Below are 14,139 nucleotides of genomic sequence, written 5' to 3'. Positions count from 1 at the left end.
TGCTCTGCCTCGAATCCTCAATTCTTTGAATGCGGACCCCGCCTGATCCGAGCCGGCTGAACGAATCCAGGTCCAGCGGCTTGAACGGGATCCTTTTGAGCCTCTGGGGGCGGGGGGTTCTCTGACCTCGTCGAAGTGCCTTCCTCCTCGTAAAGCCAGCATCGCACCAAATGTTCCGGCTGAAGGGCCGTCAAGGGCGGCTCTGCTTCGCGGCATTGTCCCATCACGTGCCCACAGCGGTCGTTGAACTTGCACCCCGGGGGAAGCGCCAGGAGGCTGGGCACCACACCTGGAATGGCATCCAGCCGGCGTTTGTCGTCCTCGGCCAAACTGGGAATGGAACGCATGAGACCCCGGGTGTAGGGATGCATCGGGTTATGGAAAAGCTCCCGTACGGGCGCTGCCTCCACGACCCGGCCGGCATACATGACCACCACATGCTCGGCGGTTTCCGCCACCACCCCCAGGTCGTGGGTGATGAGGAGCACCGCCGTTCCGGTGGTCCGCCGCAACGCATCCATGAGTTCCAGGATTTGGGCCTGAATGGTCACATCCAGGGCTGTAGTGGGTTCATCGGCAATGAGGAGCCGCGGGTTACAAGCCAAGGCCATGGCGATCATCACCCGCTGGCGCATGCCCCCGCTCATCTGGTGTGGGTAGTCCCGAAGGCGCGATTCGGGAGAGGGGATTCCCACCATGCGGAGCAGATCCACAGCCCGCTCCAGGGCTTCTTTTCGAGGCAGCTTCTCGTGGAGTTCCAGCACTTCGGCGATTTGATCCCCGACGCGGAAGACAGGGTTGAGGGAAGTCATGGGCTCCTGGAAGATCATGGAAATTTTGTTTCCCCGAACGTGGCGCATTTCCGTTTCGGACAACTTCAGGAGATCCGTCCCCTCGAAAAGAATCCGGCCGGAGACGATCTTTCCAGGCGGGACAGGAATCAGCCGCATGATGGAAAGGGCGGTGACACTCTTGCCGCATCCCGATTCGCCGACGAGGGCGAGGGTTTTCCCCGCGTCCACGGAAAAACTCACATCGTCCACGGCCTTCACCGTCCCGCGGTCCGTGTGGAAATAGGTTGCGAGATGATCGACTTGGAGCAATGGAGGCATGGAGCATTCCTTTGTCATTCGCGAAGTCGGGGGTCCAGTGCGTCCCGGAGGCCGTCTCCGAGGAGGTTGAAACCCAACACGGAAAAGAGAATCATCAGGCCTGGGAAAGTGACCGCCCACCAGGCCCTGAGGATGAGGGCCCGGCCGTTGGCCAGCATGGCTCCCCATTCCGGTGTGGGCGGTTGGGCGCCGAGCCCGAGAAAGCTCAAGGCCGCGGCTTCCAAGATGGCGGAAGCAAAGCCCAGGGTTGTCTGCACAATCAACGGAGCCAGACAGTTGGGCAGAATGTGCACAAAGATCAAGCGAGCGTCCGACGCCCCCAGGGCCCGCGCGGCCTGAACGTAGTCCTTGGCGTATTCTTCCAGAACGGATCCCCGCACAAGGCGCGCATACCGGGGGATGCTCACCACCCCAATGGCGATCATGGCGTTTTCCAGGCTGGGTCCTAGAAAGGCCACAATGACGATGGCCAGCAGAATACTGGGAAAAGCCAACAGAAGGTCCATGCACCGCATGATGAGGTGATCGAGAACCCCACCGTAAAAGCCGGCCGTGGCACCCGCCAGGGTCCCGAAAAACAAAGCGATGGAAACCGACACGACACCGACGACCATGGAGACTCGGGCCCCGTAGATCAGGCGGCTAAGGAGGTCTCGCCCAAAGTCATCCGTCCCCAGGAGGTGCTTCCAAGAGCCCCCGGGTTGCCACACAGGGGGTTTAAGTTTGGCGTACAGGGATTGTTCCAATGGGTCGTGGGGAGCCAAGGTCGGGGCAAAGACGGCCATAGCCAGAAAGACAACGATGATGATCAAACCAGCGACGGCCGTCTTGTTCTTGCGGAGCCGCCACAGGGCTTCGACGAGAGGGCCATGGGATCGTTCGAGTCGCGGCGTTTCGCGGGTCTCTTGAGGTGTGGTAGGGATGGGGTGGGCGGCCGTCATGCTAGGTAACCTTGATTCGAGGGTTGATCCAAGCGTAGAGGATGTCCACCACCATGTTGATGGTCACGAACGCCGTGGCAATGAGCATGGTGCCGCCTTGGACGGCGTTGAAATCGCGGGCGTAGACTGCATTTAAAAGCCATAGGCCGATTCCGGGCCAGGCGAAGATGGTTTCCGTGAGAATGGCACCTCCGAGGAGAATGCCGAACTGGAGACCGATGACCGTAATGATGGGGATCAGGGCGTTTTTCAGAGCGTGCTTGTAGTGTACCACCATGGGCGGCAGTCCCTTGGCTTTGGCGGTTCGGATGTAGTCCTGGCGAAGCACTTCCAGCATGCTGGATCGAGTGATGCGGGCGATGATCGCCATGGGAATGGTGCTCAGGGTGAACGCTGGCATGATGAGGTGCCACAAGGCGTCCCGGAATCCTTTCCAGTTGCCCGTGAGCACACTGTCCACAAGGTGCAGCCGGGTGATCGCTTCGATATGGACATCGTAACTCAGCCGGCCGGAAAGGGGCAGCCAGCCCAGATGGAGAGAAAAGACAATCATGAGGATCAAACCGAGCCAAAAGATGGGCATGGAAACCCCCACCAGGGACAAGAGCATCCCGGAATAGTCGAACAGAGAATACTGGCGCGTCGCGGAGATGACACCGGCGAGCATCCCGAGGGTGACGGCGAACACCATGGCCGCCAAGGACAGTTCCACCGTGGCAGGAAACCGCTCGGCGATTTCCTTGGTGATCTCTTCGCTGGTGCGTAACGCCCTTCCCAGATCCCCGCGGATGAGCCGGCTGAGGAACCGGCCGTATTGAATGTGCAAGGGACGATCCAGGCCAAGCTGCTCCCGCAATTCTTGCAGGGCCTGTTGGGAGGCCCTTTCCCCAAGCATCATCTCGGCGGGATCTCCGGGCACCAGGTGGATCATGAAAAACACCAGCACGGAGATGCCGAATACGGTGGGAATCAGGGTCAAGAGACGTCGGACGACAAAAGAGAGCACGGATGCCTCGTGAGAAAAGGGGGTTGTGGGGCGGTGCCCACCCCCCATTTTCAGGTTGTCTTATTTGTTAAGGTCCAACGACGGCTTGGCTCACCTCAGGATTCAATCCACACCTTGTGCAGGCGGATACTGGAGGTGGGATGCAATTTAAAGTTCATGACCGATTTTTTCATGGGCCAAACCACCAGGGAATGCGCCAAGTTGATCAGCGGCACTTCTTCGTGGATCAGTTCCTGAGCCCGACGATAGAGCTTGATGCGTTCGTCCTTGGTGGACGCCTGCTTCGCCTTGACAATGAGGTCATGGTATTCTTGATTCTTCCATTGAGTCCGCACGTTGGGATCGGCGTACCCGTCCAGGAGCACGGCGAGGAAGTTGTCCGGATCGCCGTTATCCCCCGTCCACCCCAGCTGGAAAAGGTCCATGGACGGGTCTTGTTCCCGTTGTTTCTTGAGATACGTGCCCCATTCAAAGGTGACCAATTCCACATCGATTCCCACTTTCTTGAGATCCGCTTGGATGGCTTCGCCCACTTTCATCCCGTTGGGATTGTAGGGTCTCGGAACGGGCATGCTCCACAGGGTGATCTTCGTCTGGCCGGCTTCTTTGAGCTTATCGAAAAACTTGGCCTCATCCAGAAGTTTCTTGGCCATTTGCGGATCGTAGGGGTAGTCCTGAATATCGTCGTTATAGCCCCACATGGTGGGCGGGATCGTGTTTTTGGCCACCTGACCCAGGCCGTAATAGATGTTGTCCACAATGGCCTTTTTGTTAACGGCGTAGGCGATGGCTTTTCGAACGCGCTTGTCCTGCCACAGCGGCTTGGTGTGGTTGAAGCTCACATAGCCGATGTTCATCCCCGGCTGGGAGACAAGCTTCAGACGAGGATCCTTGGCGGCGAGCTCAATGTCCTCCGGATTGGGGAACTGACAAATGTCGATGTTGCCCGTTTTCAATTCCAGAAAGCGCACGGAATTGTCGGGGATGGTGCGGAAAATGGCTTGGTCCAGATACGGCCGTCCGTCCCAGTAGTCCGGGTTGGCCTGGAGGATGATCCGGTCGTCTTTAATCCATTTGACGAATTTGAAAGGCCCGGTCCCCACGGGGTTGCTCTTGAAATCGGGTCCCAGTTTCAACACTGCCGTAGGGCTGACGATGGCGGCAAAATCCATTCCCATGTTGGCGATAAACGGCGCTTCGGGCCTTGCCAGCTTGAAAACCACGGTGTAGTCGTCCACGGCTTCGATACCGGCGACGATCTTGTCCATTTCCATGGACAGCCAGTATTCCGCGGGCGGTTGTTCTTTGGGGAATTCCCACTGGGTCTTGAAAAATTTGACTTTCTTTTCTTTCATCATGCGGCCTAAAGAAAAGACCACCGCATCGGCGTTGAAATCCGTGCCGTCATGAAACTTCACCCCTTTACGGAGATGAAACGTGTAGGTCAGGCCATCGGGGGACACCTCCCATGACGTGGCCAATCCGGGAACAATGTCTGTGGATTCGTCGGCGTAAAGAACCAACTGATCGTAGACGTTGTCACAGATCATGAAAGAATTGCCGTCGGTTTCAAAGGCGGGATCCAGCCCCACACTGTCACCGCCTCGGCCGAAAACCAGAGTGCCTCCCGTTTTCGGGGTAGCCGCCGAAGCTCCAACGGCCCACAAAATGGCCCATGCCAACACGAAGCCCACCCATTTTTTCATACCTCTCCCTCCTTGAATGTTCTGTGGATTGCCGGCGAAGACCTTCTACTGTCCAGGAAAACTGATGCAACCCTCGAAAAGCTCATGTAAGATATCAAAAAATTGGATCTGGCGCACGCGGAAACGGAAAGGAGACGGGATGGCCCAGAAATCGGAGAAGGAGCCTATGGGGTTGAAAGATTTTATGGATCGCGTCAAGGAATCCATGGGGGGCGGAGGACCCGATCACCAAAAGCGCAAGGTGCATTTCTCCTTCTGGTACTTCCTCATTGTCCTCATGATCATCTCATGGATCCACGATGTCATGATCCAACAACAACGTGTCCAGATTCCGTATTCTCAATTCAAACAGCTTGTGCAGCAAGGCGCCGTCAGGAACGTGGTCATCGAAGCCAATCGGATTACGGGGGAGATCACCGAAGGGGATTTGGCCAATCGCCGGTTTGCCGCCGTGCGGGTGGAAGATCCCGAGCTCGTGCGGCTGTTGGATCAGCGCGGCATCGCTTACACCGGCCGGTTGGAAAACCGCATCCTCGAGGCGATTCTCTCCTGGTTGCTCCCCATGGCGGTGTTCATTCTTTTTTGGGGATTCCTCATCCGACGCATGGGAGGAGGTCCCCAAGGGGTGCTGTCGGTGGGCAAGGCCCGGGTCAAAATCTACGCGGAAAAACAGGTGGGGATCACCTTTGACGATGTGGCCGGCATCGACGAGGCCAAAGTGGAACTCCAAGAGATTGTGGAGTTCCTTCAAAACCCGGAGAAATTCCAGAGGCTTGGAGGAAAGATCCCCAAAGGTGTCCTGCTGGTGGGGGCCCCCGGGACGGGCAAGACGTTGCTGGCCAAAGCCGTGGCCGGAGAAGCGGGTGTCCCGTTTTTCAGCATGAGCGGGTCCGACTTTGTGGAAATGTTCGTGGGTGTGGGCGCAGCCCGGGTACGGGATCTTTTCGCCCAGGCCAAGCAAAACGCCCCGTGCATCATTTTCATCGACGAACTGGACGCCTTGGGCAAGGCCAGAGGACTCAACCCTGTGGGCGGCCACGACGAAAGGGAGCAGACCCTGAACCAGCTTCTGGTGGAAATGGATGGGTTCGAAGCCAATTCGGGGGTCATCATCATGGCGGCCACCAACCGACCGGAAATCCTCGACCCGGCCTTATTGCGTCCGGGGCGTTTCGATCGGCATGTGGCCGTGGACAGGCCGGACATCCGCGGTCGGGAAGCGATCCTGAAGATCCATACCCGTAACGTCCAACTGGCCGACGATGTGGACCTTCAAAAAGTGGCGGCCATGACCCCCGGCTTTGTCGGGGCGGACCTGGCCAATCTGGTCAACGAAGCGGCGTTGCTGGCGGCGCGGCGGAACAAAGACGAAGTGAGCATGGCCGAGTTTCAGGAAGCCATCGACCGCATCATCGGAGGCTTGGAAAAGAAAAACCGGGCGATGAACCCCAAGGAAAAGAAAATCGTGGCGTTCCACGAAGCGGGCCATGCGTTGGTGGCCATGAACGTACCCCATGCCGATCCTGTGAACAAGGTGTCCATCATCCCTCGGGGAATCGCCGCGCTGGGCTACACCCAGCAGATGCCCACGGAAGATCGCTACCTCATGACCCGGGAGGAACTCCTGGACCGACTGTGCGTCCTGTTGGGAGGCCGCGTGGCTGAGGAGTTGGTCTTCGGCGATGTGTCCACCGGGGCGCAGAACGATCTGCAGCGGGCAACGGACATCGCCCGGAGCATGGTCATGGAATACGGCATGAGCGAGAAGCTGGGTTTGGTCACGTTCACCCGTGAGCCCCGGTCGGCTTTTCTGGATCTGGGCATGACCCCCAGGGGTCGGGAATATAGTGAAAAGACCGCTCAAGACATCGACGTGGAAATCCGACGGCTCATCGAAGAAGCCTATGCCCGTGTGCGTGCGATCCTGACGGAAAAGCGGGCTTTTTTGGATCAGATGGCGGAAACCCTTCTGGAGCGGGAAGTCCTGGAAGGCGAAGCCTTGAGGGAGCTGGAACGTCAGGTGCGGGCGGCGTGATCCTTCCGACTAGCGAGTTGCGCTGCGTGGGGGACGTCGGGAATACTCCCGAGAAGGTCCCACGGGTGCCGGAGATGGACCGAGCGCTGGGCATGTGAGGCGTTTTTGCGGGGCACCGAGAGGTCGTCGCTTTGCGATGGTCCACACAGGGGTGAGGAAAGGCCGATGAGGTTTTTCCCGAAAGGCCGCTTGGGGAACGGCCACGTCCGCTCCTTGCCGTGCGGGGACGAGTTCCCTGGGCCTTTGTTCGGCGGGCCGTGAGGCCGTCTGTTCGCCACTTAGAGGCGCGGCCCATGCGAGGGTCGATCAACCCCCTGTGGCCTCCCTGAATCCGTGCGGCGCCCGTCATGGGGATATGATTTTGTGGTCATGGTTTTGAGGGGATACGCACCCTCGGCCAACCTTAATGTCGTGGCAGGCCCCTGTGCCTGCCCCGAATCGGTGCGGTCCGTTGGATCAGGGCGGCGCCCGGTGTCAGGGCGACCACGGGGGCGCCCCGACAATAACAGGTGCGCGCATGGCGCTTGGGGTAACGATAAACTTGAACCTGTGGAAAAGCACCGCCCGGGCTGACTTCCAGACACCCGAATGGATGCACCTGCCAAGTGAAAATGTGACAGCGGGCTCTCCAGGAGTTTTAAGGCCAATAGAGCAAGCTCCGAAGATCGTTGTTCTCATGGCGCACTCTCACGGATTAATGTCCTCCTTGACCCGAGGGGTGCCAGTCCCGGATCAAAGACACCAAGGTCCGGACCCCGAATCCTGTGGCCCCTTTGGGAATCCACCCCAGGTCTTTCTCGGCCCAGACGGTTCCGGCGATATCCACGTGGGCCCAGGGGATGGAGTCCGGCACAAACTGCTTTAAAAACATAGCCCCGATAATGGTCCCGGCCTTTCGGTCTCCGACATTTTTAAAATCCGCCACATCGCTCTTGATGTCTTCAAAGTAGAAGTCATAGAGCGGCAGAGGCCAGAAAAGCTCGCCCAGGGGTTGTCCGATATCCTTCATTGCGGTCAGCAAAGCCTCGTTGTTTCCAAGAAGTCCGGCCACGCGATCCCCGAGGGCGATGACGCACGCGCCGGTCAGGGTGGCCAGGTCCACCATGGCGGCGGGTTGATAACGGAGCGCGTAGCTCAGCGCATCGCACAAGATCATCCGCCCCTCGGCATCGGTGGAAATGACCTCCACGGTGAGTCCCGCGTGGGTCCTGATGACGTCCCCCGGCTTGTACGCTTGGCCGTCCGGCATGTTTTCCGTGCAGGGCATCAGGGCGATGACGCGGCGCGGGATCTTCAGGCGCCCGATGGCTTCCATGGTTCCCAAAACGGCGGCAGCTCCGGCCATGTCGTGTTTCATGTCTTCCATTTTGGCCGCGGGCTTGATGGAAATCCCTCCGGTGTCAAAAGTGATACCTTTGCCGATCAGTACCATGGGGGCCTGATCTTTCGTCCCCTCGGGACAGTGTTCCAAGATGATAAACCGGGCAGGTTCCCGGGATCCTTGGGCCACCGCCACAAATCCGCCCATGCCCAGTTCCTTGCCCTTGTCGAGATCGAACGCCTCGAAGATCATTCCGTGGGCGGACGCAACGCGTGCCGCTTCCTGGGCCATGCGCGTCGGGGTGACCACGTTGGACGGCCCTGTGGCCAAGTCCCGGGCCAGGATGATGCCCGCCGTAATGGCTTCCACCTCCTGAAAAACGGAGGGGAGGTAAGACAAGGGAGCTTCGGAACAGAGGCTCAGCTCCTTGGGGCAGTCGGATTTTTCCACATCCCGCGTCTTCAGTTCCTCGTAGCGATAGAGACCAAGCCGGGCGGCCATAAGCGCTTCCCGAACTAACACGTCCTCCTTTTCCGGAAGCCCCTCCATCGCCACGGTCGGCACAATGACTCGTTCCAGCGACAAATCCCGACAGCGTCGGACCGCCATGGCCGCCGCATGACGAAAGGTTTCCAAGGACCAGTCTTTTCTTTTTCCCAAACCGACCAAAAGAACACGGGCGATCGCGGCTTCGGCGGGGGCGTAGAGCAGAAGCAAATCGGATTTTTTTGCGCGAAAGTCTTTGAGGGCGTGACCGGCCTTGAGCCAAGGAGCTTCCGCGTCCATCCACCGGGCACAACCTTGAGGAAAGACTTCGTCGTCCTGCCAGATAAAAAACACAATGACATCGCCGCTCCATTGAGAAAAAGCCCCAACCGTGTGTTTCAGTTCCATGCCTTTTTCCTCCTCCATTTCATTCGGGATCATCCATCAACCCTCTATGCACAAGGTAAAACCATGCCTTTGGGATCATGACGTCTATGGCCTTCCAGTCCATGACGCGGGGTACAGGCAGCGAAGAGCCCGGACCGTGTCGGGCCTTACCCCATGAGCCCCGGTTTGCGGAAGTGGAAGCCTCCGGAACGCTCGGGCGCCCGCCCGGGACATTGGAAGCTCGGGTCCTTCGGAAACTAAGGCTTTCTACGTCTTTGACCTCCACGTGCTCCGAAACGCCATCTGCTCACCGTGGGTAACGGGTTGAGGAAAAACCATGCGGGACAGTCCCTGAAGCATCCCCAAATCGGGCCAGGAACGCGGCAGGGCAAGAATCACCACCCGCTGCCGCCTCCACCGCCCCCGCCGCCGCCCGAGGATCCGCCGCCTCCCGATCCGGATCGGGATCCCGGAGGAGTTGCTGCCGAAGAGATGGCGCCGGCAAGTCCGTCTCCCAAACTTTGGGTAAACGAGACCAGCCCCTGTGTTCCAAATCTGGACCAATCGCTCCCGTGGTACCACGTCGGGCGGTAGGGGCGTCGAAGGGTGCTGCTTTTTTCCAGGACGTCGGCGAACTGCTCACACCATTCTTGTTCCACATCCAGCGCCAAGGCATAAGGGAGCATTTTCTCGAAGTGCTGCGGCGTCTTTTCAGGCGGGTGGAGAATCCCCAGACGGTCCTTTTCGGCGATGCTCAAATACATCCTGAACCCCTCGATCTGATCGAGAATTTTTCGGCCGAGATGCGTGGGCGCTTTCAACAGGTGATGGAAAACGGCGTGCAATCCACCCAATGCCGCCAAAAGAAAGGCACCCAGGAGGGAGACACTGTAGGCGAAGATTGCCACCCCCACAATTTCTCCGGCATAAAAAGGGAGGGCGAACAGGGTCGTGCCGGCCGCTGAGAATTTTCCCAGAACTCGACGGGACATTCCGCCGTGACGAGACGCCCTCCATGACGCAATGACCTTGAACGTCAACAGGGTGCATCCCAAAGACCAGATGCTTAACCAGATGGCCAGAAAGGCTGCCACAACCGGCTGAGGGGCATAAAAAATGACCACGGCGAGGATTCCCAGAGACAGCACGAGAGGGATGATCATGTACTTCGTGTTTTTGACAAAGTAGGTTTTTTCGTATTCGCGGGAAAGGGTCTTGTCCAATTGATCCAGGGCCTTCCTAAACTTTGAGGCCTGGGTGTTCCGCAAGGTGATTTCTCCAATGCCTCCAGGGCCGAAGAGCGCCTCCAAGATCTTATTTTCTGCCGGTGTGAGTCCGTCTTTTTTCCCCGCTTTCCTCACCAAGGTGTATGTGTCGTCTTCTTCGCGAATCTCCAAGTGGCCCTTGACGGCCATGTTCACCACCGCCGAGGCAAACGTTTTGGTGTCGAAGTCCATCTTTCGGAGGAAACGCACGGCCGCGGGCGACAATCCCTGGGGCGGCTCAAAAAGAGGGATAATGGTGCCCGCTTCCGGGTCTCTGCCCACCCGAAACCATACTACCAGATAATAGCCGCCCACCAGAACCAGCCCCAAAAACCCGAAAAGGGCACCCGGATTTTCCTTGAGCAGGGTGAGGACCTTTTCCTTCGGGGTGGGTTCCAGGACAAAGCCCTTCGGCCAGGCGACGGCGACCGTCAGCCCTTCGCCGACATCAAGAGGCCGGGTGGTTTCAAAAAAAACCGTTCCGCTCCCGTGATCGACGAAGTGGAAGTCCTGGCCTTGAGCGCCCTTGGGGCCCGTATAACCCGCGTGTTGGACAACACCGGCACCTGGGGGCAGTTGGATCCGTGCTGCGGCATGATCGATGGGAAAGGTCCAGCCCGTGCCGGTGACGTTCCAATACAACTCGTCATAGTTTTTAAAAAAACCCAGCTGACGCGACGTGCGGTAGGTGATCTCGTAGGTGTAAACCCCAGGAGCAATGGGCACGTCCTTTTGCCCGATATAGATTTTTATCCCGGTGGAGTCCTGTCGCGTGTGGTAGGGCTCGAAGCGACCGTCCCGCCGGACCTCAACGAGTTCAAAAGGCACCTGAACCCGGTGGCCGAAAACGCTCTTGTAGGCTGTGGGGAAATCCCGCACGATGCCTCTTTGGATGGTTTGACCGAGAGCCCGGACCGTGATGGTTTCCTTGACGATGAGGCTGGAGTCCTCATGCACGACGATGTCACTCCTGAAATCCAGGATCCTCTCGTCCGCAGCTCCCCACGCCGTGTCGGAACTCGTCAGAAGAGCTCCGTACCCGAGTAGCACACCGCATAAGAGGACAAAGGCCAGTCGCGGTTTCATGGTGCAACTCCTTTGGGAAGACGTTGAGGAGAGGGCCCCGGCGATCTTTTTCCCCAAGAGGTCGGTGGGCCCGATGGTCACGCCGAACATGTCGGGAAGACTTATGGGGCGGCGATGCCCGTACCGGCACATTCGCCGCTCGAACTCCCTCAAAAGGGGCTTCGGAAGGAATCTCACGCGAAGCTGACCTTGGGGACGGCCCTGTCCTCATCCGCCACGTCGAAGAAGACGGCCTTGCGGAACCTGAAAAGCGACGCAAAGAGATTACTGGGAAAACTCTCGATGAGAATGTTCAAATCCCGCACGGTCCCGTTGTAATAGCGCCGGGCTAGTTGGATCTGATCCTCGATGTCGCTTAACGACCTTTGAAGTTCCAGAAAGTTTTGGTTGGCCTTAAGGTCCGGGTAATTTTCGGCCACGGCGAAGAGGGCTCCCAAAGCGCGGCTCATGGCCCCTTCGGCCGACGCCCGTTCCCCCACGGAAGCGGCGGCCAGACTTTTGGCGCGGAGCGTCGTCACCTGGTCCAGGACACCCCGCTCATGCTGCATGTAGCCTTTTACGGTCTGAATCAGATTGGGGATGAGGTCTGTGCGGCGCTTCAGCTGCACATCGATCCCACTCCAGGCTTCTTCCACGAGGTTTTTCGCCCGAACCAACCGGTTGTAAACGGCCACGGCGAAAATCCCGGCGAGCACAATCGCTCCGATAACGCCAACCCAACCGAGCATAAGACCCCCTTTTCGTCACCACGGAAGCCGAAAAACCATGCGCCCTGTGCGCTGTTGCTGGTGTGCAGACCGCGGCGACGCTCCCACCGACTCGAAAGGGTCTGCTTTTCCATAGTGGTTGTTGTCCATCACGCCGTGATACACGTTTTCTGCGGTCCGCAATTTCATTTTTCCTGTCATTACCTTTGAGAATAATGTCAAGATCATTGTCTGTCATGCCTCAGCATGGGGTCTTTTCAGGCGGCCGTTGCGCCGCGAAGGAGTCGCCCCTGCCTCCCCCGTCCCGCGGCGCCCGACGAAATCGGGGTGTCTCAGAGACGGTTTTCCGAAAGCATTCTCAGAAGGTTCTCTCCCAGCACGGCGCTTTCCACTTCTGGGGGCAGGTGGAGTCTTCGAATTTTCTCAAGTTCACGAAGAGGGTCCCCGAAAGGGAAGTCCGAACCGAACAGGAGCCGTTGCGTGCCGAAGGACGCGATATAGTCCTGGATGACCGTCGTGTCGGCCAAGGCCGTATCGGCCCACACGTTGGGTCGGCTCCAGATGCCCCGGTCCTTCAAAGCGCGGTATCCGCCGTTCAGCATGCCCAAGTGGGGAATGACGATCCGGGTTCCGACACCCCATTCGTCGAGAAAGCGCAGCGTGTTGGAGAGCTCCTCCTCCAAGACGATCGGAAGGTTTCGACGGCGGATTTCCGCAACAGCCGTCTGGCACCGGGGGTTTGCGTAATGATAGACAGGTTCGTCGGCATGGCGGTGCCATTTGACGCCCTGATACTCCGCGCTGAGCTGCTCGACGGCAAAATCATTCCAAATAAAGAAGTAGGGGATCACTTTGAGCCGATGGTCCCCAATGTGCAAAAGGTAGGCGTTGGCTGCCGATCTCCTTTCCTGCCACCGAGGAGTGTCCACAAAAAGGGGATCCCACCGGTCATAGATTTCGGCGACGGGAGCAAACATCACAGCCGATCGGATAGGGCTCCCGACGACTTCGCGGACGTAGCTGTCGAAATCCTGGGGTGGGCTGCGGTCCTGGATGCCGCAGTGCACATGGGCGTCGATGACCTCGACGGTTTTCACGGTCGCTCCTTTCCTCCTCGACTCATTGACTACAGAAAAGCCTCAAAGAGGGGGCGTCCACAGGGGCGGCTTTGGCTCATGCTTTCCGAGCCAAAGAGTCTAGCCCAGCGGGATGAGGTGTGCAGAGCCGGTTTCTCCGTCGAAATAGAGAAGTCGTCCGACGTATGCCGGAGTCCGTCCCGTGAGCAGGCGCAGGACTTCCAGGGCCTGAAGGCTCCCAATGACGGCGGGGGTCGGTCCGAGGACACCCAAATCCTGCTCGATATCGGAGCGGTGCCGACGGGTGCCGTAAATGGCCTCCAGACCCACGGAAGACGACGGAAGAAAGGTGCTCACCTGCCCGAACCATCCCGCAACCGCGCCGTGAACCCAGGGTAAAGCCCGGCGGCGGCAGGCGGTTTCGAGGACAAAACGGGTTTCCAAATTGTCCAAGGCATCCACGGCCACGTGGCATCCACTGAGTATTGCGTCGGCGTTGGTGACGGTAAAGGCCTCCTGAAAAGCAGTGACCCGGATCAAGGGATTGATCCGAAGGCACTCCTCGGCGGCAGCCAGGGCTTTCGGACGACCCATCGTGGCCGTGTGGGCGAACCACTGGCGGTTGAGATTTGAAGGGGAGAAGACATCGCTGTCGCAGAGGACCAAGTGCCCGAGGCCCGCTCGAGCCAGAAGCTGGGCGACGACGCCGCCGAGTCCGCCGCAACCGCACACAAGCCCCGTGGATTCGGCGAGAGCTTTTTGATCCTCAAGGGTCAGAGCCCAGAGGTTCTTCAGGTACCTGGCGGGCAGGAGCCCCTCTTGAAGGGCTTGTCGATGGGCTTCCCATGGCGACAGGCTTTTTGCCTCGGCCCATCCCAGAAGATCTTCATCTTCAATCACCTGAATATCTTTGCCTCCGTAGGCAACGACTTTCGTGCTTGCGTGGAGCGCCTTCACGAAAAACCTCCCGCAGTGAGTTCAATAGGTTTGGCCGAAGAGGCTTGGGCTGGG

10 protein-coding genes are annotated in these 14,139 nt (G+C 58.6%); 1 reads left to right on the top strand and 9 read right to left on the bottom strand.

The window, feature by feature from the left end; translation table 11 throughout:
• Positions 1-17 precede the first annotated feature (17 nt).
• The 4 genes from ACZ5K9_RS01905 to ACZ5K9_RS01890 all read right to left on the bottom strand — a co-directional run bounded on the left by ACZ5K9_RS01905 (position 18) and on the right by ACZ5K9_RS01890 (position 4,765).
• Positions 18-1,112 (bottom strand): ABC transporter ATP-binding protein, encoded by a 1,095-nt coding sequence (locus ACZ5K9_RS01905; RefSeq protein WP_464272733.1) that lies wholly within the window; start codon positions 1,110-1,112, stop codon positions 18-20.
• Between the two features lie 14 nt (positions 1,113-1,126).
• Positions 1,127-2,053 carry an ABC transporter permease gene (locus ACZ5K9_RS01900; protein ID WP_464272732.1) on the bottom strand — a complete coding sequence of 309 codons (927 nt, stop codon included), beginning with the start codon at positions 2,051-2,053 and terminating at the stop codon, positions 1,127-1,129.
• Between the two features lies 1 nt (position 2,054).
• On the bottom strand, positions 2,055-3,059 hold the full coding sequence (locus tag ACZ5K9_RS01895; protein ID WP_464272731.1) for an ABC transporter permease: 1,005 nt from the start codon (positions 3,057-3,059) through the stop codon (positions 2,055-2,057).
• 95 nt (positions 3,060-3,154) lie between these two features.
• The gene (locus tag ACZ5K9_RS01890) at positions 3,155-4,765 is read right to left on the bottom strand and encodes an ABC transporter substrate-binding protein (RefSeq protein ID WP_464272730.1); all 1,611 of its coding nucleotides are present in this window, start codon (positions 4,763-4,765) and stop codon (positions 3,155-3,157) included.
• Between the two features lie 139 nt (positions 4,766-4,904).
• On the opposite strand from ACZ5K9_RS01890, the gene ftsH reads away from it, so the two are divergent.
• Complete coding sequence (gene ftsH, locus ACZ5K9_RS01885) at positions 4,905-6,800, top strand: ATP-dependent zinc metalloprotease FtsH (protein WP_464272729.1); 1,896 nt, start codon at positions 4,905-4,907, stop codon at positions 6,798-6,800.
• Positions 6,801-7,494: 694 nt separating this feature from the next.
• Here ftsH and ACZ5K9_RS01880 read toward each other — a convergent pair.
• From ACZ5K9_RS01880 to ACZ5K9_RS01860, 5 genes are all read right to left on the bottom strand, one after another.
• Positions 7,495-9,048: a leucyl aminopeptidase gene (locus tag ACZ5K9_RS01880; RefSeq protein ID WP_464272728.1), complete on the bottom strand. Its 1,554-nt coding sequence runs from the start codon at positions 9,046-9,048 to the stop codon at positions 7,495-7,497.
• Positions 9,049-9,389: 341 nt separating this feature from the next.
• Positions 9,390-11,345, bottom strand: coding sequence for a DUF2207 domain-containing protein (locus ACZ5K9_RS01875; protein WP_464272727.1), 1,956 nt, complete (start codon positions 11,343-11,345; stop codon positions 9,390-9,392).
• 173 nt (positions 11,346-11,518) lie between these two features.
• Entirely contained in the window at positions 11,519-12,073 is a 555-nt protein-coding gene (locus ACZ5K9_RS01870) for a LemA family protein (RefSeq protein WP_464272726.1), read from the bottom strand.
• A 311-nt stretch (positions 12,074-12,384) separates the two neighbouring features.
• Positions 12,385-13,149 carry an amidohydrolase family protein gene (locus tag ACZ5K9_RS01865; RefSeq protein WP_464272725.1) on the bottom strand — a complete coding sequence of 255 codons (765 nt, stop codon included), beginning with the start codon at positions 13,147-13,149 and terminating at the stop codon, positions 12,385-12,387.
• A 99-nt stretch (positions 13,150-13,248) separates the two neighbouring features.
• On the bottom strand, positions 13,249-14,085 hold the full coding sequence (locus ACZ5K9_RS01860) for a HesA/MoeB/ThiF family protein (RefSeq protein ID WP_464272724.1): 837 nt from the start codon (positions 14,083-14,085) through the stop codon (positions 13,249-13,251).
• Positions 14,086-14,139 lie beyond the last annotated feature (54 nt).

It is taken from the genome of Desulfosoma profundi, from assembly GCF_055387865.1.
The sequence above is the reverse complement of the archived record's forward strand: the minus strand, read 5'-3'. Positions and strand labels throughout refer to the sequence as shown.

What these genes read in the sequence shown, in the direction of transcription:
- ACZ5K9_RS01875 (WP_464272727.1), bottom strand. Translation starts at nt 11,345, where the DNA reads ATGAAACCGCGACTGGCCTTTGTCCTCTTATGCGGTGTGCTACTCGGG.
- ACZ5K9_RS01890 (WP_464272730.1), bottom strand. Translation starts at nt 4,765, where the DNA reads ATGAAAAAATGGGTGGGCTTCGTGTTGGCATGGGCCATTTTGTGGGCC.
- ACZ5K9_RS01905 (WP_464272733.1), bottom strand. Translation starts at nt 1,112, where the DNA reads ATGCCTCCATTGCTCCAAGTCGATCATCTCGCAACCTATTTCCACACG.
- ACZ5K9_RS01870 (WP_464272726.1), bottom strand. Translation starts at nt 12,073, where the DNA reads ATGCTCGGTTGGGTTGGCGTTATCGGAGCGATTGTGCTCGCCGGGATT.
- ACZ5K9_RS01900 (WP_464272732.1), bottom strand. Translation starts at nt 2,053, where the DNA reads ATGACGGCCGCCCACCCCATCCCTACCACACCTCAAGAGACCCGCGAA.
- ACZ5K9_RS01880 (WP_464272728.1), bottom strand. Translation starts at nt 9,048, where the DNA reads ATGATCCCGAATGAAATGGAGGAGGAAAAAGGCATGGAACTGAAACAC.
- ftsH (WP_464272729.1), top strand. Translation starts at nt 4,905, where the DNA reads ATGGCCCAGAAATCGGAGAAGGAGCCTATGGGGTTGAAAGATTTTATG.